The sequence below is a fragment of the Enterobacter chinensis genome, assembly GCF_034008295.1.
Lineage (GTDB): Bacteria > Pseudomonadota > Gammaproteobacteria > Enterobacterales > Enterobacteriaceae > Enterobacter > Enterobacter chinensis.
In genome coordinates this window covers 89,070-106,855 of the sequence record NZ_JARDVI010000001.1, presented here as the reverse complement: position 1 = coordinate 106,855, position 17,786 = coordinate 89,070, and the positions used below count along the sequence as shown (strand labels likewise).

Here is a 17,786-nt window from a genome sequence, read left to right as displayed (position 1 = left end):
GTGCGCTCGCTTGAACGTATGAGAACATAATGACTACTGCTATTCGCACTTCAGGAAAACACGGCGCGCTGCTGATTGCAGGTATCCTGATGATGGCCACAACGCTTCGCGTCACCTTTACCGGGGCAGCCCCGCTGCTCGATACTATTCGTCTTGATTATGGCTTAAGCACGGCGCAAACCGGTCTGCTGACCACCCTGCCTCTGCTGGCCTTCGCCCTTGTCTCGCCGCTCGCCGCCGGGGTGGCCCGGCGTGTCGGCATGGAGCGCAGCCTGTTTATTGCCCTGCTGCTGATTTGCGTCGGGATTGCCGTGCGCTCCCTGCCTTCCGCCGCCCTGCTTTTCATTGGAACGACGGTCATCGGCTGCGGGATAGCGCTGGGGAATGTGCTGTTACCGGGATTAATTAAACGCGACTTTCCGGGTCAGGTGGCGAAACTCACCGGAGCCTATTCACTGACGATGGGCGTGTCGGCGGCGCTCGGTTCGGCGCTGATTGTTCCCCTGGCGCAGGGCGCGGCGGGCTGGCATGGCGCACTGCTGATGCTGATGGTGTTTCCGCTGGTCGCGCTGCTGCTCTGGCTGCCGCAGTGGCGACAGAAGCACGTCGCGACGGTAACGGGCGCTGGCGCGCTGCATAATCGCGCGATCTGGCGCTCGGCCCTTGCCTGGCAGGTGACGCTCTTTTTGGGAATTAACTCGCTGATTTACTACGTCATCATCGGCTGGCTACCGGCAATATTGCTCAGCCACGGCTATAGCGAAGCGCAGGCCGGCTCGATGCACGGTCTGTTACAGCTGGCTACGGCCGTGCCGGGGCTTGCCGTTCCACTGATCCTCCACCGTCTGAAGGATCAGCGGGCGATCGCCGGCGCGGTGGCGCTGATGTGCGCGATAAGCGCGGCGGGCCTGTGGTTTATGCCTGACATGGCGGTAATGTGGACGCTGGTGTTTGGCTTTGGCTCCGGGGCAACGATGATACTCGGCCTGACGTTCATCGGCCTGCGCGCCAGCTCTGCACACCAGGCTGCGGCGTTGTCCGGAATGGCACAGTCGATTGGCTACCTGCTCGCCGCCTGCGGTCCCCCGCTGATGGGGAAAATTCACGATACCGCAGGAGACTGGCAAATCCCACTTCTGGGCTGCGCGCTAGCCGCCGTGATAATGGCCATCTGCGGCGTGTTAGCCGGGCGAGACCGGGAGATCGCGCCCCGTTAAATCCAGAGGCAGACCATCGGGTCTGCCTTTTTTTACCCGCGCGCCGCGCGCAGCATCGCCTGCACCAGCACGACCGGACGTCCTTCCAGCGCGGCACGCTCATGCTGGAATAAGGTGATCACAAAGAATGGATGCGTAACCAGTTCCGCGGCACGAATTTCTCCCTGGTCGTCCCAGCCCGTAACATGCATATCACCGCTTTCCAGCGCCTGTGCAAACGCCGGCGACACGCCATAGTTACAGTGATACCCCTCTTTAATTTCCGACCTGCCGTAGGCTTTCGCAATCAGCGTATTATTACGCAGCTCAATCGCATCGGTTTTTTCCACCAGCGAGCAGGTCAGCGGCGCAATCACCATGGTGCCTTCGGTATCCGTCTCAGCATGTGCCGCATCGCTCCAGCCCAACACATTACGGGCATACTCAATCAACGCATGCTGGAACCCACCGCAGGTACCAAGGAACGGAATGCTGTTTTCACGGGCGTAGCGCGCGGCGATAAAAGCGGCTTCCGTGTTTTTATAGGGGCTTGCAGGAACCAGCCAGATAGCATCGTAGCCCACCAGATCCTCAGGGCTTGTCAGCTCCGTGGTAGCAAGCCAGTCGTAATCGGCGGTGAGGTCAAGGACTGCGGCGGCGTCGTCAATAGCCAGCGGGATCGCCTGATGCGCAATAACATTGGGATTGTAATCGCCCACCAGCGCAATGCGCAGCGTCGATTTAACCGGGAGGTGTTCCATGAAAGGTTCCTTATGCCAGAGAATTATCAGATAACATAAGGAACCTCAGACTACCGATCTTCTGCAATTATCACAATACCTTAAATTGGGAGGGTGGAATTATGATTCAATGCAAACGCGTATACGAACAGGCAGGTCCGGGCGACGGCTATCGGGTTCTGGTGGACAAACTGTGGCCACGCGGAGTTAAAAAAACGGACCTCGCGTATGATGAATGGTGTAAAGCGCTCACACCTTCGAATGAATTACGCAAGGCCTTTCACAGCGAAACCATTGATTTTTCAGCCTTCAGTCAGGCCTATCGCGAAGAGCTGGCGCGGCATGCGGACGAGGGAATGCGCCTGGCGGCACTGGCAAAAAAGCAGACCGTCACCCTGCTCTACGGCGCAAAAAACACGGAGCAAAATCACGCCCTGGTATTAGCCGACTGGCTGCGCCATCTGTAATCAGCCGATCGTCAACTCATCCACGATTTGCGGCGCTTCATCCGGGGTGAGCGGCATCAGATGTTCGGGGCGAACAAACGCAAAGCCGTGCTGATTGTCGAAGGCGTAGACATCACCCGTCACCAGCCAAAGCGCGCGGTCTGCGGTAGCGGGTAACTGCGTCATTACGCCATTGACCGGGTTAACGAAACGCATTCCAGGCTGGCAAAGGCCAAACAGCTCAACAGATTTACCAATATTGCGACGGCCAGACGCCGTACGGGCACCCACGATCATCGCCATGCTGCCCGGTTTAAGCTGAAACATACTTCTCTCACGATAACGGTAGCCAGGAACTGGCTAAGAATAATCCTAAAGAGAAGTGTATCGCAGACAATATTACTTTGTCACCTGGTGGGTTGCGGATGATCGCGACGATAGAGCGTCCATTCATCGATCACTTCACCACCCGGTAATTTGCACTCGGTACGGACGCCCTGCGGGCTTTGAACCGGAATCTGTTCCCCGCCTTTCTCCAGGCAGTAAACGGAAGCCGGGTTTGCCATACCGATAACGTGTGGCGGTTTCGGCGCATCAGGTGGCGTTGCTTTTGTAGTGCAGGCGACTAAGGGGAAAGCCAGCGCCAGAAGCATAAATCTCATCTCTTTGATCCTTTTGACATCATTACAGACTAAGGGTAACGGGTCACCGCCGCTTTCTCCATGATTTCTCCATTTTAACTGCACTTTTCATCACTACAGTGTGGCATGTTCTCGATATGACCAGAGAACATCATTCCGTAATCAAGATGTCTTTGCCCCGGTCTCAACAACGGGGCCTTTTTTCTCGCTCGCTGCCCTCACCCTGCATATATTAAATTTCCTATATTCATGTTTTACTATGCCCGAAGTCTAAAAACTCAGCATAACATGCAGATGCAGACGTCTTCTGCCTGGGAGTCACTCTACGTCATGTCGGATATTATCCTTGCCCGTGTTTCAGAAACCCTCGCCACTGAACAATCCCTTGAAAGTCTCGTTCGTCAGCTGCTGGAGATGCTGGAGATAGTGACCGACATGGAGTCGACTTACCTCACTAAAGTCGATATCAAAGCCCGGCTGCAGCATATTCTCTATGCACGCAACAGTAAGCAGATGGAGATCCCCGAGGGGTTGAGCGTTCCGTGGGATGAAACGCTTTGCAAGCGCGCGCTGGATAGCGACACGCTGTTCAGTAACGACGTGCCCGAACGTTGGCCCGAGTGTGAAGCCGCAAAAGCGCTTGGCATTACCACCTACATGAGCATCCCCGTGCATCTTGCCGATGGTTCGCTCTACGGGACGCTCTGTGCCACCAGCACGGCCAGGAAACCGCTCAGCGATCGCGGTGAGCAGGTGCTGAGATTATTCGCCGGTTTGATTGGCCAGTACATCCAGAAAGAGTCGCTGGTTACCCAGCTTCGTGAAGCCAATGCGGCCCTCATTGCGCACTCTTATACCGATGCCCTGACGGGGTTACCCAACCGTCGCGCCCTGTTTGAAGATCTGACGACCCTGTTTTCTCTGGCGCGGCATCTTAAGCGTAACGCCATCATCGCGTTTATCGACCTGGATGATTTCAAACTGATTAACGATCGTTATGGCCACGAAGCGGGCGATCGGTTCCTGATTGAAGTCGGCAAGCGTTTGACGGAAGAAAAACAGCAGGACGATATCATTGGCCGGCTGGGCGGTGATGAGTTTCTGGTGGCTTCGCTGAGCCAGTCCCACAGTGAAGGGGATAAGGCGCAGGGAGCACTGCTCAGAACGCGCCTCAGCGCCTGCATTGCCGGTGAATACTGGCTGGGCAGCGTCAATCTCATCTATCCCGGTGCCAGTCTTGGCGTTATCGAAGTGGACCCAGGCGTAACCGATCCGGACACGGCGTTACGCACCGCAGATATCGCGATGTATCAGGATAAGAAAGGAAAAAGCAAAACACGCTTTCTCACCATGGATTAACCCCGTACACTCTACGGCATGATAGAAACCGAAACAGGTGATGGTATGAGAATAGGGATCCTCTTCCCGGTCGTTATTTTTATAACGGCGGTGGTTTTTTTAGCATGGTTTTTTGTCGGTGGTTACGCGGCTCCAGGGGCATAAATGAGAAAAACGACCCTCATTATGCTGATCGTTGCCATCGCGGCGTTTGCCGGCACGCAGCTTGGATGGTGGTGAACCCGCATTACGTAAAAAGGCCGCCATCTGGCAGCCTTTTTCAACGCTTTTAAGCCTTAGCTTTTGATCTTTCTGTAGATAAACAGAACAACCAGCGCACCGATCACCGCGACGGCGAAACTGCCGAAGTTAAAGCCATCGACCTTGCCAAAACCGAACAGTGTGCTGATCCAGCCGCCGACTACCGCGCCGACAACACCCAGTATTACGGTGACGATAAACCCACCGCCATCTTTGCCCGGCATGATCCACTTCGCCAGAATACCCGCAATAAGCCCAAAGATAATCCAGGATAAAATTCCCATAACTTTCCTCTCTGTATGGTTTTTGTCATTAAATCAACGACACAAAAAGAATAGCACAGGATTTGAGAAAGGAAATTTGTGATAAGCATCACAACGAGAGAGTGCGCAATTATTCATCAACAAAAAGAACGCGGCACATAAACTGTGGGGTTGCATCTTTTGTTGAGAAAGATTATCTTTCTCAACACTGAATAGTTGAGAGAAACACTCAGGTATTCAGTACGACATTGCTCACATTGCTTCCAGTATTTCTTGCCCATTTTCGAGTGGGCTTTTTTTTCCAATCACACCCCGACAAAAGCGTATCGGTTGCGCCCGGCGCGTTTTGCCTGGTAGAGCGCCTGGTCAGCAGCAATAATAATATTCTGCTGGCTGCCCGCGATGTCGACCGCACGTGCTGTGGAAATCCCGACGCTAACCGTCACCCGTCCGAAGGGGCTGAAAGCATGTGCAATTTGCAGCGAGAATACATTGCGAATAATCGTTTGAGCCAGGCGAAGCGCCTCCTGAATATCCGTGTCAGGTAATATCAGCGCAAACTCCTCCCCACCATATCGCGCCACTATTTGATTATCACGGGTAAGACTCTCCCTGAGACTGTTTCCGAGCATTGCCAGACACCGGTCCCCTTCAGGATGGCCGTAGTTATCGTTGTATTTCTTGAAGTAGTCCACATCCACAATCAGCATCGAAATCGGCGCGTCATGTGCGGCACACAGAGCGATTTCCGAGAGAATTTTTTCATCAAAGATGCGACGGTTGTACAACCCGGTCAGTGCATCCTCAGAAGCGATAATCTTCAGCGCCTTGTTATCCCTTGTTTTTCTGGATAAGTCGGAATACAGGAAGTATGACGCGACAATGAGTATCGCCGTGAACACGAAAATGAGAACCGCAAGCTGAATCGCCTGCTTGCGCCAGGATGAGAGGGCTTCATCAATACTGACGGCCACGGTGGTGACCAGTCCGTAGCGTTTGTTTTTCTCATAGGCATAAATGCGCTCGATTTTGTCAAACCGGGAGACGGAACTGGCTATCCCAGTATTTTGTACCTTGAGGTATTTTCTGAAAAGAGGTGAATCAGAAACAATCGTGCCGATATAGGTATTTTTAAAAGGATAGCGGACCAGCAACACGCCTGATTGCGTCGTTAAGCCAATCACACCCGAATGACCGATATTAATCTGCCCGTAGAGCGCGAGAAAATTTTCGATACCCAGCGTCACCACAACAACACCATTAAAGGCCCCGGTGTGGGTTTCAAGGCGCCGGCTAATGGTGATAACCCATTTACCATTGGTTCTGCTGACCACGGGCTCACCAATAAAAATCTGCTGACTTTTATTTTCCTTGTGATAGATAAAAAACTCTCTGTCCGAGCCTTTGCGGGGACCGGTAAAAGTTTCGTGCAATGCGGTAAAGATATCGCCCTGAGCATCGTAAACAACCACATTATTAATCTGGGTAAGTAGGTTATCCTGATTATTTATCACCCGCTGAATATTGGTCGCCTGCTGCGGCGTCATGCCATAAATTTCGATTATGTCGGAAACGGTAGTAATTAACATTTCACTCTGGCGCATGATCCCCTCAGTGTAGACATCAAGGGTATGGCTCAGGTTAGCGACGCTGGTATTAATTTGCTGGATTGACTGCTGTCTCGACGTGGCAATTTGGACGGCAAGCGACAGAGAGATGATCAATGAGACAATGATGACGGTAATGGTTGTTGTGTAAAAAGTATTTTTCACATGCACGAGCTTTTCCACCTTATCACGCCTGACATCCCTGGCTGACAACTCTTGCCACTGTAACAAAGCTCAGGATAAGAGGAAAATGAATTGCACTTAAGCATACAACACAGGCTCGTCTTTATTTCGTTTTTCACCGCCTGGCGACCGGCACTATTCCAGGCCCTCTGCACAGGCAAAAGTTTTACAGAGTTACGGTCTCCCTGGGTTTGGATAAAATGACTTTAATAAAGTCTATATAGGAAACGGGTTTACCAAAATAATAACCCTGCAACAGGGTAATCTCATTACGGTTGAGATACTCCAGCTGCTCCTTCGTTTCTACGCCTTCCGCTACAATGTGCAACGAAAGTTTTTTCGCCAGGTCTATGACACAGTCCAGCAGGATCGTTGAATCCTTCTCCTCTGAAACCCGGCTCACAAAGCTCTTATCGATTTTAATATAGTCAATGGCAAGCGTATTAAGGCACGACAGCCCGGAATAGCCCGTACCAAAATCATCCAGCGCAATGACAAAACCAGCGTTATGAAGCGTGTTGAGGTTTTCCACCAGATGAGGATTATCGATTAACGGTTCACGTTCGGTCACTTCAAGAACCAGTTTAACTTCTTTACCCTGAAACCCTTTTCCGAAGACGTGGCAGTCACCAATGAAAGAAGGTGCATTGATGTGTCTGGCGCTGATGTTCACCCCGATATGAAACCCATCCGGTAACTTAGGCAAAAGCGGCTTAAGCTGAGTCACTACTTTCGCCATCAACCCTTTGGTCAGCGGAATAATTAAACCGCTACGTTCGGCAATCGGAATAAAGACATCCGGCGGGATAAAGCCTAATCCTGGATGCTTCCATCTTGCCAGTACTTCAACGCCATACAACCCGCCGGTATCACCGTTCACGATCGGCTGGTAATAAGGAACGATCTCCCCTTGCAAAATGGCCTTACGCAGATCGTCTTCAAATGAGGTACTTTTCCCCTTGTAACGGTGGATCAAAATGCCCACCGTCACGGATAACGCGAGAATAAGCAGTATCAGACTCCATCCCTGGTGCAGCAGCCGCGTCAGGCTAAAAAAGGCAGGAGGCTGCCAGGCCAGACTAAAGGGGAAATGCGGTGATGCCGTTAGCGACCCTGTCCACGAAGCAGCTTTCCAGCCGGTGACATCGCCGTTGCGCACAAGCATTCTTTCGCCAACAACTAACCTCAGGTCAACGCTGTTGGATGCGTTCGCAATAACGTCCTGCAAATGTGCGTCACTAACGCTGACAATGACGCGCCCTCCCACAATGGGCATCTGGAATATGAGTACCGGAATACCGTTCACCAGTCGATTGCCGGGTAACAGCATCAATTTTTCGTCAGGTAACGTCTCCGGATGAATAATTAATACGCCATTCCCTGGAAGAGAAGTACAGATGATTTTACCCTGCTGCTGGATCATGATGGCGCGCAGATGCGGTTTTAGCGCTGCTTCTGTCCCCAGCGCCAGCTGTCCGCTACTGGTACACCCTTGAGCCGCAACGCGCTTCGCCGTGTTGGCCGCACTGGTGGCTTCAGCAAGAATATTTTCTATTTTTTGGGTGCTTGCCGTGGCGGTGTGAATATTATTAGCTTTCGCCATCTGCCATAACTGCCAGTTAATAATCAGGATGCCGCTCAGAAAGAGAAAAAGGGCACTGAGAATGGGGATCATCACGTTGCGCACGATGTTTTCCTTAATAGAAAAAACAAGCATGGAGGATCTGGAAGAAGCGGCTGTGGCTAACCCGGCGTTGTTTATAGCAATGAAAAAAGCTTAGCTGAGATTTGTCTTAAAAAACTGATGCTTTCGTATGAGTTAGTCTGTCTGAATGTGCTCACCTGCCGTGACTATCAGGCTTGTACCTTGCCCTGGCTGTGTTAAGATTTGTGAAATCAGGGAGCGAACAGGATAACCGGGAAATGAAAAAACTCATTGCCGTTGCTATTGTTTCAACGCTTCTGGTCATCCTGTCTCTTTATGCAGTCAATGCTGTTATCGTGGCTCAGCAGAAGAGCAAACAGCTAGAAATATCCCATACCCTTTTACATTATTCAGAAGACCTGTCCCAAAGCGTGGCGCTGGCACTCAAAAGCATTACTACGCAGGGATGTGATAAAGCCAGCCTTGATAGCTACAGACAGCTAACGCTTAATAACCATTATTTCGACGATATCGGTTTTATCGAGAAGGGAAAAATAGTCTGTACTGCGTTTTGGGGGAAACTTGCCACGCCCGTTGCGCTTCCTGCAGAACTGCATAAAACGCCGAGAGGCTTTCTCCTGGCGCAGTTTTCCAGAAAAGATTTTTTCACAGGTAATGCGGCTGTTTATAATAATATTATTATCTTCACCTCCCGCTATGCTTACGATAAATTCACCCCGGTTACCGCAAGCTATTCTCTGAGTGCCACCACCAAAGACTTCGGCAGAGTCTTTTTTTCGACCACCCCTGAGTTAAAACAGCAGAGCTGGCTGCATTCGGCGTTGTTTACCCTTACTCTGACGCAGTGCAGCGCCTTCTGGGACCTGTGCGTCATCGTGAAGCATCACGACGCAGGACTGGCCTCGTTACCCCCGTTTATCTTTACGTTTCTCACGGTCATTCTCTATTTTATCTGGGTCGCGATAACGTTATTTATCTTCCGTATCTATGAAGATCGTTTCTCTCTGGAACGCACGCTGATTAAAGCCGTCATAACGAATACCATCAGCGTTAACTACCAGCCCATTATCCGCATTCACGATCAAAAAATCGTAGGTGTAGAAGTTCTGTCGAGATGGCGCGATCAAAAACACGGTGACGTCTCTCCGGAGCTGTTTATCCCATTAATTAAGAAGATCGGTCTGTATAAAAAATATTATGGCAATATTATCGGAAAATCCCTTGCAGAAATTGCCCCGCTGGCGATTAAACATCAGATGGTAGTCTCAATTAATGTTGGGCGAAAGGAAATTGAAGATGGGCAGTTCATTAACATTTTGCGTCGTGAATGTTTAGTCAATCACCTTCCTCTTTCCCTGATGAAGGTCGAACTTTCTGAGAAAGCCGTTTCCACGGCAGATATCCTCGAGGAATTCTGTCAGGAACTCAAATCGCTCGGCGTTAAAATATCAATAGATGATTTTGGCGTGCAAAATTCGAACCTCGCCCGCCTGTCACTGCTTGAATATGATGAAATCAAAATCGATAAGTCGCTGGTGGACGGTATCAGCGAGCATTATAAGCAAAACATCTTTGCAATCTTTAGCGATGCCCTCGCAAAATTGAATAAAACGCTTGTTTTCGAGGGGGTGGAAAATGAAATTCAATATCGCTTTATTGCGAGCAGATATCCCGATGCGCTGATTCAGGGATGGTATTTTTCAAAAGCACTCACCCGGAGTGAGCTGGCGAAGCGACTCACCGGTGTCGCACCGTAACCATAACCCGGCGTGCTCGTGTTTTTTCTGCCTGGGCGTTTCCATTTTTTACGTAAAAACATATAGTCGTCACAATCAGACGGTAGATTACCCCGAAGCACACTCTTATTTTGGTTAAAAACGTGAAATTATCCTTACTATTCCCAGTGGTACTCTTTTGTCTGACCGTTATTTTCGCGCTGTTTATCGACGCCCCCGCTTCACATATTCTGCGGAAAAAATGCATGTGGTCCGATAGCGTGATGCTGAGCTGTATCGCAAAGCATCAGCATAATGGTTTTTGAGGCAGGCTATTCATTTCCCCACTGATTGAGGAAATTCGCAACATCATCAATGCGACCCGCACGGATCCCGGCCTCAGTGGCCATCTCTTGCTGGGCTTCCTCACTGATCTCCTCATTATTCGCTAAACGGGTGAGCAGCAGCTGGAAATAGTGTGCCAGCGCGTCGCGCTCTGACTCTCCGACCTGCTCTGCAGCTTCCGTCGCGTATTCATCGGCAATGTCATAATATTTCAGTGGGATATCGTTGTTCATCACAGTCTCGTCTCTAACCTGTATGGGTAAAGTCATGAGTATATCGGACGCCTTACCTCAACCAAAGCATTGCTTCAGATGAGCAACGCAAGCAGCGCTGCGAGAGCGGGCATGGCCTGCACATACAAAATTTTTCGGCTGGCGGTTACTGCACCAAATACACCGGCTATTAACACGCAGGCCAGAAAGAAGATGGACACCTGAACCCCCTTTTCACCGAGCCAAAGGCTCCAGAGCAGACCTGCCGCCAGAAAACCGTTATACAGCCCCTGATTTGCGGCCAGCACGCGGGTGTCACGCGCAAAGTCGGGACGCAGATTAAAGGCCTTGTGCCCGGTTTTTGTGTTCCACAGGAACATTTCCAGCACAAGAATATAGAGATGAATTAACGCAACAACAGTGATAAGTACCGTGGCTAACATCGTGTTGTCCCCGCAGGCTGAGGCAAAAAAAACGGGAACCCTCAGGCTCCCGTTACGGTTTAACCCAGAATCTGGATTACATGTTCGCGATAATCGCGTCGCCAAACTTTCAAAATTTCAGCAAATTAGCTGCCTCCAAACCTTTAACGATCAGGTCTCCGGCTTCAAACTATTCCATACCATGCAATATTATTTCATTAATGCCCATCATGGTGCATTGATTTTTCGGTTAAAAAACCATAAATGATGCTTTCATCAGGAACTGATTCGACATTTTTCCAGTCTTGCGGCGACCATTAGGATGGTATACATAGGTTATCTTCGCAAGATGGTTGATATTCAGTTTTAAAATGGCAATTTCCCGACCTATGGTGGTTAACACTCTTTGAGCGATTCGACGTGAGCATTAAAATGGCTATATCTTGATTACGTGGCAGGCTACCCTACCTGGAGGCCCAATCAATTACTAATGATGCTAAATGCATTTATTTTCCTCAATCAGGTTAATCACTGCATTGTCCCTTACCGTAGATAGCTGACCAGCCTGACTCTCTGACCCGGTCATGCATCCTTTCACAGGTCATTCCTAGCCGGTAGTTTTCATCAGGTCACCCAGCTTAATATCTAGCTTCATACGCAATAATTCTCAGTATGTCGGCGAGTTTTGCGACGTCAGCGCTGCTTGTTTTGCTTCCGACGGCAGCTACTAGAGCTGAAGCTTGTTTTGCAGCATCCAATCGGGTGGCAAGTTTTATTGCTTCGGTACGTAGCTGGGTAACTGTGGCAGACAAGCCAGCAACATTCGCCGCCGCATTTGCAACCAGTGCTTGTGCATAGTCAATACCTCATCAAGAGCGATTACTCGCCCATGTTCAATCATACGGGCACCCGATTGGGTGTTTTTAATCTGAGAAGAGTCTTCATTATCACGATCCATCCTTTTTTTCCCATGCTCGTACCTCCCATACACTCCACGCAACGAATGAAGTAATAAGAAGAGCTGAGACTGTGGCAGTTTTCCACTAGGCCTTAACAAATACTCTGAACACTGGTCTAATCCCCTGCACACCAGCACGCTCATCTAATCCCGTCTCTCCACCTGACCATAACAATCATTCGTCTGACCTTTAATGAGACGGGAATTCCGACCACCGTCCTTAATCCATCAGCGGATTGCTTCGCATGCCCCTTTGCGGTCATCTGCATTGATGAGCTTGTAGAATGTGAAGGAAAGAATTTACCGGGGCCGATGTTTTACGGACAGATGAGTGCAATGCCTACCTTCTGAGTCTCCGTCAGAGGTACTTGAATATTGCGACCAGCCCAGGCCATTGTCTTATCACGTTTCATAGTGTTAACTTTTCGACATTGTTCAGCTCTAGCCGTCATCCCTTCAACAACAGACTTACTATCGATGGCAGTCACTCCTCGTCATAAAGATCACACCCAATCCGGATTAACAACTGCCACCAGTGCATTACCTTCTTTCTCGCTGATGAACAGGTCGAAAATAAGTGGCGCAAATGCTACAAACGCGATTAGCACCTGCCCTTCTGCATTGGATATCCTATACCTCGCGCAACTCTTCGACGTTTTGCTTTGATTTCGAAGTAAAGATTGGTTAGAAAAGTAAGTAAGCCGATCACTAAACTAGCTATCACCCCCATAGCTGTCCACTGTTCGAGAGAGTAACCGTCAAGAATCCTTCTGAACCAGTAAATGGCACTACCTTCCGAGGCACCGTAGCAATTGTCAGCAGTTATTTTGTCTATTCAACACATCCTTTCGCTTCGCTGCATGCGAGTGTGTATTAGAAGAAATAAAAAACTGCCTCAGGCCGCGTTAAAACCAGAATTTGGTTGGTAAGGGCACAAAATAGTTGCTCAAGTGGTATGTCGCAGATGTCTCTTATAGCAACTTAAGATAGTTTTTGCGTACGCGGTAGTGATTTTGTAAAATCAACCTTTACACCAGCAAAACTGTTAAGGATCGATATGTTTGGCAAAATCAATTTGACTACAAAAGCCTTATCTACGTTGCAATTGGACACGAGCAATCCGCGCCTCCTAGGTTATAAAAAGCAAGGGAAATTACAGACTGAAAAAGAAATCATCACGCTAATGATGGCTCGTTATGGAATTAAAGAGTTAATAAACTCAATATTATCTAACGGGTTTTATCCTGATGAAATCCTGTATGCTATACCAGACGAAAACGCCTCTAACAAAAGAATAATTGTAGAAGGGAACAGAAGGTTAACTGCCTGTAAAATAATAAAAAAACCTAATTTACTTAAAGGCACTACATTTTCTAACCTAATTACTAAGATTGAGCGACATCCTAATTACAATGCCGCTGTGGAAACCATCAAAAAATTACATCTTGTAGAATTAAGTAACCGCTCAGCAGCTAGAACTTACATCGCATCAAAACATACCAAAGAATCAATAAAGCGATGGAGTGTCTATACTCAGGGAGCATACTATATAGATTTATTATCTGAATTCGATGATATCATTAAGCTTCGATCTTCTATCAATAATAGCGTATCAATGTCAAGGATACGTGGAGTAATATTATTCACTCGACTTACCGATCAAATTTTAGAACTGCCAACATTATCACAAGAGGAAAAGGAACGCTTAGTAAATGACATTGACAATATCAGGACCGAGGCAATTTTTAGATTAATACAACGCCAAGATTTTAAATCTGAGATTGCCAATATCAACCTTAATAAACAAGGTGAAATAGTAGTTAGGAAAATTGGTCAAAGTGCTTATAATCACATTCTTGCAAAATTAGCTAGGGATGCGAACTTCACGAAGAAACTGTCGACACGACAGGAAGATGACAAAAAAATAGATGAATATCTAAAAGAACTGAAATTGATTATTAATCAATTTTCTTCTGTAGAGGATAAGGTTATAGAAGATGAGAATGAAGATGAGGATGCAACATTCGATTTAAACGATAGTGATATCGAAGCAGAAAATGTTGATGACACAGTCGGACAAGATACTGATGATCAAGAACAGTACTCTGTTGCACCAGAACCTCAAATAAGACCTGTACAAAAAAAGAAACAACACCTATCACTGCTAAAAAAATCAACTCCATTTATTTACATTCATGCAAAAATAGATGAGCTTGTTCTTGAATCAAAAACAGTGAATATAAACAAACATAAACATAGCGCAATCCTGTTGAGCAGAACACTTATTCAGGTTGTTTTGTCATATATTATAAAATGTTCTTCACAGCATCAAAATTATAAGAGAGATTCAAAGCATAACTATTTAGAGCTAGATAGTTTATTGAGCTTCTTTTCAAATAATATTAAGAATATATTCCCAGATGAAGAAGATAATAACGTTTATAAACTCATTCGTTCTGATTTGAATAGCTACAAAGAATCAGGAAAATTGATATCAAACCTGGTAACTCATAGCGATCAACATGCCCTTACTTTACAAGAAGTTATCCATGTACAGGTTAAATTACAGTCGTTAATGGATTACTTTTTACCCAAGATTATCAGTGGCCATCAAGCCCAGTAGTATGTATAATCATAATGATGAAAAGCTTGAGGTATTCTTGAATGTTAACTTACGACTTTAACCAATTGAATTTATTGAAAAAAAAGGCCATCGGGGATAGTCTGGGAATACCTCACATTCCACAGGATATTTCACCTATGAGGTATCCTGGCGGTAAGGCTAAACTTTCAAGATTTATGGCGTTATTCATCGTTACCAACAAACTTGATGGCTGTACTTTAGTAGAGCCATTCTGTGGCGGTGCTGGTGGAACTTTGCCTTTACTTATTTCCGGACTAATAGATAAGTTAATTTTAAATGACTTAAACCCATGTATTGCTGCTTTTTGGCGATCTCTTATTAAGGATCCTGATTCATTAGTTGCCCTCATTGAATCAGAACCTGTCAACCTTGAATCTTGGCATCATTGGAGAAATATATATTTTTCACGACAAGTTCATACCGACCTAGAGAAAGGATTTTCTGCATTTTTCCTGAACCGAACGAATCGGTCTGGCATGTTACATGCTGGTCCAATTGGAGGACGGTGTCAATCACATGATAAATATACAATTGACTGTCGCTTTAATAAAGACGCGCTGATAAAACGGATTGAAATTATATCAAAACATGCAAAGAAAATAAAAGTTACTGAGCATGACGCCTGTAAATTATTACATCGAAGAACTGAAGATGAATTCATCTATGCTGATCCACCTTATGTTCAAGAAGGAAAAAATATATACAGCAACTTCTGTTTTTCGGAAACTGATCACGCACGCTTTGCTAAAAAAATAATGCGAAGTAAAGCTCATTGGTTATTATCGTACGATGACCACCCATTAATACATCGATTATATTCGTCTTCGGGGATGAATATCATTGAGTTATCATACGCCATTAACAAAGCAAGAGTTGGAAGAGAATTGCTAATAGCATCAGCAAATTCCCGCCAACCTAATTTGCAGAATTTAGAAAATACTGACACGATGCCTTATAATCAATCCTTAGGATAACTTCAGTGATAAGTAATCGAGGCCGTTAAAATTATCCGCAACACAAAGGACCTTTTCATTCAGGAATGATATTTGACAACCATTCCAAAACTAATAATAAAAACGGGAACCCTCAGGCTCCCGTTCTCGTTTAACCCAGAATCTGGATTACATGTTCGCGATAATCGCGTCGCCAAACTCTGAACATTTCAGCAGTTTAGCGCCTTCCATCAGACGTTCGAAATCGTAAGTTACGGTTTTCGCGTTGATCGCGCCTTCCATACCTTTAACGATCAGGTCTGCGGCTTCGAACCATTCCATATGGCGCAGCATCATCTCTGCGGACAGGATGATAGAGCCTGGGTTCACTTTGTCCTGACCTGCGTATTTTGGTGCAGTACCGTGGGTCGCTTCGAACAGGGCGCACTCGTCACCGATGTTCGCGCCTGGGGCGATACCGATACCGCCAACCTGAGCTGCCAGGGCGTCAGAGATGTAGTCACCGTTCAGGTTCATACAGGCAATCACGTCGTATTCTGCAGGACGCAGCAGGATCTGCTGCAGGAACGCATCGGCGATCACATCTTTAATGATGATCTCTTTGCCGGTGTTCGGGTTCTTAATCTTCTGCCATGGGCCACCGTCGATCAGCTCACCGCCGAACTCTTCTTTCGCCAACTGGTAACCCCAGTCTTTGAACGCGCCTTCGGTGAACTTCATGATGTTGCCTTTGTGAACCAGGGTCACAGAGTCACGGTCGTTGGTGATTGCATATTCGATGGCCGCACGCACCAGACGCTTGGTTCCGTCTTCGGAGCACGGCTTAATGCCGATACCGCAATGCTCAGGGAAGCGAATTTTCTTCACACCCATCTCTTCGCGCAGGAATTTAATCACTTTTTCTGCGTCAGCAGAGTCAGCTTTCCATTCGATACCTGCGTAGATGTCTTCTGAGTTTTCACGGAAGATAACCATATCGGTCAGTTCAGGGTGCTTAACCGGGCTTGGGGTGCCCTGATAGTAACGAACTGGACGCAGACACACGTACAGGTCCAGCTCCTGACGCAGTGCCACGTTCAGGGAACGGATACCGCCGCCAACTGGCGTCGTCAGTGGGCCTTTAATAGCAACGCGGTAGTCACGGATCAGGTCCAGCGTTTCTGCTGGCAGCCAGACGTCCTGGCCATAAACTTGAGTAGATTTCTCACCGGTGTAAATTTCCATCCAGGAAATTTTACGCTCGCCTTTGTAGGCTTTCTCAACAGCGGCATCAACCACTTTCAGCATTGCCGGGGTAACGTCTACACCGATACCGTCACCTTCGATGAACGGGATAATCGGATTGTGAGGAACGTTAATCTTGCCGTTTTGCAGGGTGATCTTTTTACCTTCCGCCGGAACAACTACTTTGCTTTCCATTAACCTCTCCTTCGAGCGCTTCTGGTTGTTACTGATCTTATGTTAATAAATTGTAATGAGCCCTTCGATAGTACCTGATTGTCCTGCGCCATGAAAGGTCTTCGTTATTAGGCTATAATGCGGCAATTGATAACGCCTGAAAATACCATGAAGAAAACTTCTTTTACAAAACACCGGGTTGAGCGATTCAGCTCGCGACAACCCGCCAGAAGACCACAGGAAACCCAGCCAAAGCGGGTTATTCTGTTCAATAAACCCTACGATGTTTTGCCGCAGTTCACCGATGAAGCCGGGCGCAGCACGCTAAAGGACTACATTCCTGTGCAGGGAGTCTACGCGGCCGGGCGTCTGGACCGCGACAGCGAAGGCCTTCTGGTCTTAACCAACGACGGCGCGTTGCAGGCGAAGCTCACGCAGCCCGGGAAACGTACAGGCAAAATTTACTTCGTCCAGGTGGAAGGCGAGCCGGATGAGGCGACGCTGGCGACATTACGCAGCGGCGTCACGTTGAATGATGGCCCAACCCTGCCGGCAGGTATTGAACGCGTGAATGAACCGGAGTGGCTGTGGCCGCGCAACCCGCCCATCCGCGAACGCAAATCTATTCCTACAAGCTGGCTCAAAATCACCCTTTATGAAGGCCGCAACCGTCAGGTTCGGCGCATGACCGCACACGTCGGCTTCCCTACTCTGCGTCTGATTCGCTACGCTATGGGCAGCTACACCCTGGAAACGCTTGCCAACGGTGAATGGCGAGACGTTACCGTTTAAGGAGTC

At 48.0% G+C, this 17,786-nt stretch carries 18 protein-coding genes and 2 pseudogenes; 8 read left to right on the top strand and 12 right to left on the bottom strand.

Annotation, left to right across the window (positions count from 1 at the left end; genetic code table 11):
• Positions 1 to 29: 29 nt before the first annotated feature.
• On the top strand, positions 30 to 1,217 hold the full coding sequence (locus tag PYW49_RS00560) for a CynX/NimT family MFS transporter (RefSeq protein ID WP_320385327.1): 1,188 nt from the start codon (positions 30 to 32) through the stop codon (positions 1,215 to 1,217).
• Between the two features lie 32 nt (positions 1,218 to 1,249).
• Here the strand turns inward: PYW49_RS00560 and PYW49_RS00555 are convergent, their stop codons facing one another.
• Complete coding sequence (locus tag PYW49_RS00555; protein WP_134349914.1) at positions 1,250 to 1,957, bottom strand: CTP synthase C-terminal region-related (seleno)protein; 708 nt, start codon at positions 1,955 to 1,957, stop codon at positions 1,250 to 1,252.
• 101 nt (positions 1,958 to 2,058) lie between these two features.
• On the opposite strand from PYW49_RS00555, the gene PYW49_RS00550 reads away from it, so the two are divergent.
• A complete protein-coding gene (locus PYW49_RS00550) occupies positions 2,059 to 2,403 on the top strand; it encodes a DUF488 domain-containing protein (protein ID WP_134349913.1) in 345 nt (114 codons plus the stop codon).
• Here PYW49_RS00550 and PYW49_RS00545 read toward each other — a convergent pair whose 3' ends face one another.
• Together PYW49_RS00545 and PYW49_RS00540 are read right to left on the bottom strand one after the other, a co-directional pair.
• Positions 2,404 to 2,709, bottom strand: a complete 306-nt coding sequence (locus tag PYW49_RS00545; protein ID WP_134349912.1) for a hypothetical protein — start codon at positions 2,707 to 2,709, stop codon at positions 2,404 to 2,406.
• Positions 2,710 to 2,789: 80 nt separating this feature from the next.
• Positions 2,790 to 3,044: a putative hemolysin gene (locus PYW49_RS00540; protein WP_134349911.1), complete on the bottom strand. Its 255-nt coding sequence runs from the start codon at positions 3,042 to 3,044 to the stop codon at positions 2,790 to 2,792.
• Positions 3,045 to 3,353: 309 nt separating this feature from the next.
• On the opposite strand from PYW49_RS00540, the gene PYW49_RS00535 reads away from it, so the two are divergent.
• Complete coding sequence (locus tag PYW49_RS00535) at positions 3,354 to 4,382, top strand: sensor domain-containing diguanylate cyclase (RefSeq protein ID WP_320385833.1); 1,029 nt, start codon at positions 3,354 to 3,356, stop codon at positions 4,380 to 4,382.
• 45 nt (positions 4,383 to 4,427) lie between these two features.
• Complete coding sequence (locus tag PYW49_RS00530) at positions 4,428 to 4,526, top strand: YoaK family small membrane protein (RefSeq protein WP_014883431.1); 99 nt, start codon at positions 4,428 to 4,430, stop codon at positions 4,524 to 4,526.
• Positions 4,527 to 4,657: 131 nt separating this feature from the next.
• Here PYW49_RS00530 and PYW49_RS00525 read toward each other — a convergent pair whose 3' ends face one another.
• The 3 genes from PYW49_RS00525 to PYW49_RS00515 all read right to left on the bottom strand — a co-directional run bounded on the left by PYW49_RS00525 (position 4,658) and on the right by PYW49_RS00515 (position 8,362).
• On the bottom strand, positions 4,658 to 4,906 hold the full coding sequence (locus tag PYW49_RS00525; RefSeq protein ID WP_047348918.1) for a GlsB/YeaQ/YmgE family stress response membrane protein: 249 nt from the start codon (positions 4,904 to 4,906) through the stop codon (positions 4,658 to 4,660).
• A 284-nt stretch (positions 4,907 to 5,190) separates the two neighbouring features.
• On the bottom strand, positions 5,191 to 6,675 hold the full coding sequence (locus PYW49_RS00520; protein ID WP_407057595.1) for a sensor domain-containing diguanylate cyclase: 1,485 nt from the start codon (positions 6,673 to 6,675) through the stop codon (positions 5,191 to 5,193).
• A 166-nt stretch (positions 6,676 to 6,841) separates the two neighbouring features.
• Entirely contained in the window at positions 6,842 to 8,362 is a 1,521-nt protein-coding gene (locus PYW49_RS00515) for an EAL domain-containing protein (protein ID WP_320385326.1), read from the bottom strand.
• Between the two features lie 236 nt (positions 8,363 to 8,598).
• On the opposite strand from PYW49_RS00515, the gene PYW49_RS00510 reads away from it, so the two are divergent.
• A complete protein-coding gene (locus PYW49_RS00510; RefSeq protein ID WP_320385325.1) occupies positions 8,599 to 10,098 on the top strand; it encodes an EAL domain-containing protein in 1,500 nt (499 codons plus the stop codon).
• Between the two features lie 290 nt (positions 10,099 to 10,388).
• Here the strand turns inward: PYW49_RS00510 and PYW49_RS00505 are convergent, their stop codons facing one another.
• From PYW49_RS00505 to PYW49_RS00485, 5 genes and pseudogenes are all read right to left on the bottom strand, one after another.
• On the bottom strand, positions 10,389 to 10,634 hold the full coding sequence (locus PYW49_RS00505) for a DUF2543 family protein (protein ID WP_320385324.1): 246 nt from the start codon (positions 10,632 to 10,634) through the stop codon (positions 10,389 to 10,391).
• A gap of 74 nt (positions 10,635 to 10,708) precedes the next feature.
• Positions 10,709 to 11,056 (bottom strand): DUF1304 domain-containing protein, encoded by a 348-nt coding sequence (locus PYW49_RS00500; protein ID WP_320385323.1) that lies wholly within the window; start codon positions 11,054 to 11,056, stop codon positions 10,709 to 10,711.
• A gap of 503 nt (positions 11,057 to 11,559) precedes the next feature.
• Positions 11,560 to 12,048: pseudogene (locus PYW49_RS00495) on the bottom strand (DUF2514 domain-containing protein).
• Positions 12,049 to 12,137: 89 nt separating this feature from the next.
• Positions 12,138 to 12,622: pseudogene (locus PYW49_RS00490) on the bottom strand (glycoside hydrolase family protein).
• Positions 12,595 to 12,828: a class II holin family protein gene (locus PYW49_RS00485; protein ID WP_407057598.1), complete on the bottom strand. Its 234-nt coding sequence runs from the start codon at positions 12,826 to 12,828 to the stop codon at positions 12,595 to 12,597. The pseudogene PYW49_RS00490 and the gene PYW49_RS00485 overlap by 28 nt, the downstream one beginning before the upstream one ends.
• Before the next feature lie 222 nt (positions 12,829 to 13,050).
• Here PYW49_RS00485 and PYW49_RS00480 point away from each other — a divergent pair, with 222 nt between their 5' ends.
• A complete protein-coding gene (locus PYW49_RS00480; protein ID WP_320385322.1) occupies positions 13,051 to 14,616 on the top strand; it encodes a hypothetical protein in 1,566 nt (521 codons plus the stop codon).
• A gap of 41 nt (positions 14,617 to 14,657) precedes the next feature.
• On the top strand, positions 14,658 to 15,611 hold the full coding sequence (locus PYW49_RS00475) for a DNA adenine methylase (protein ID WP_320385321.1): 954 nt from the start codon (positions 14,658 to 14,660) through the stop codon (positions 15,609 to 15,611).
• Positions 15,612 to 15,758: 147 nt separating this feature from the next.
• On the opposite strand, the gene icd is transcribed toward PYW49_RS00475, so the two are convergent.
• On the bottom strand, positions 15,759 to 17,009 hold the full coding sequence (gene icd / locus PYW49_RS00470; protein WP_032657958.1) for an NADP-dependent isocitrate dehydrogenase: 1,251 nt from the start codon (positions 17,007 to 17,009) through the stop codon (positions 15,759 to 15,761).
• A 117-nt stretch (positions 17,010 to 17,126) separates the two neighbouring features.
• On the opposite strand from icd, the gene rluE reads away from it, so the two are divergent.
• Positions 17,127 to 17,780, top strand: a complete 654-nt coding sequence (gene rluE / locus PYW49_RS00465; protein ID WP_134349906.1) for a 23S rRNA pseudouridine(2457) synthase RluE — start codon at positions 17,127 to 17,129, stop codon at positions 17,778 to 17,780.
• Positions 17,781 to 17,786: the final 6 nt, after the last annotated feature.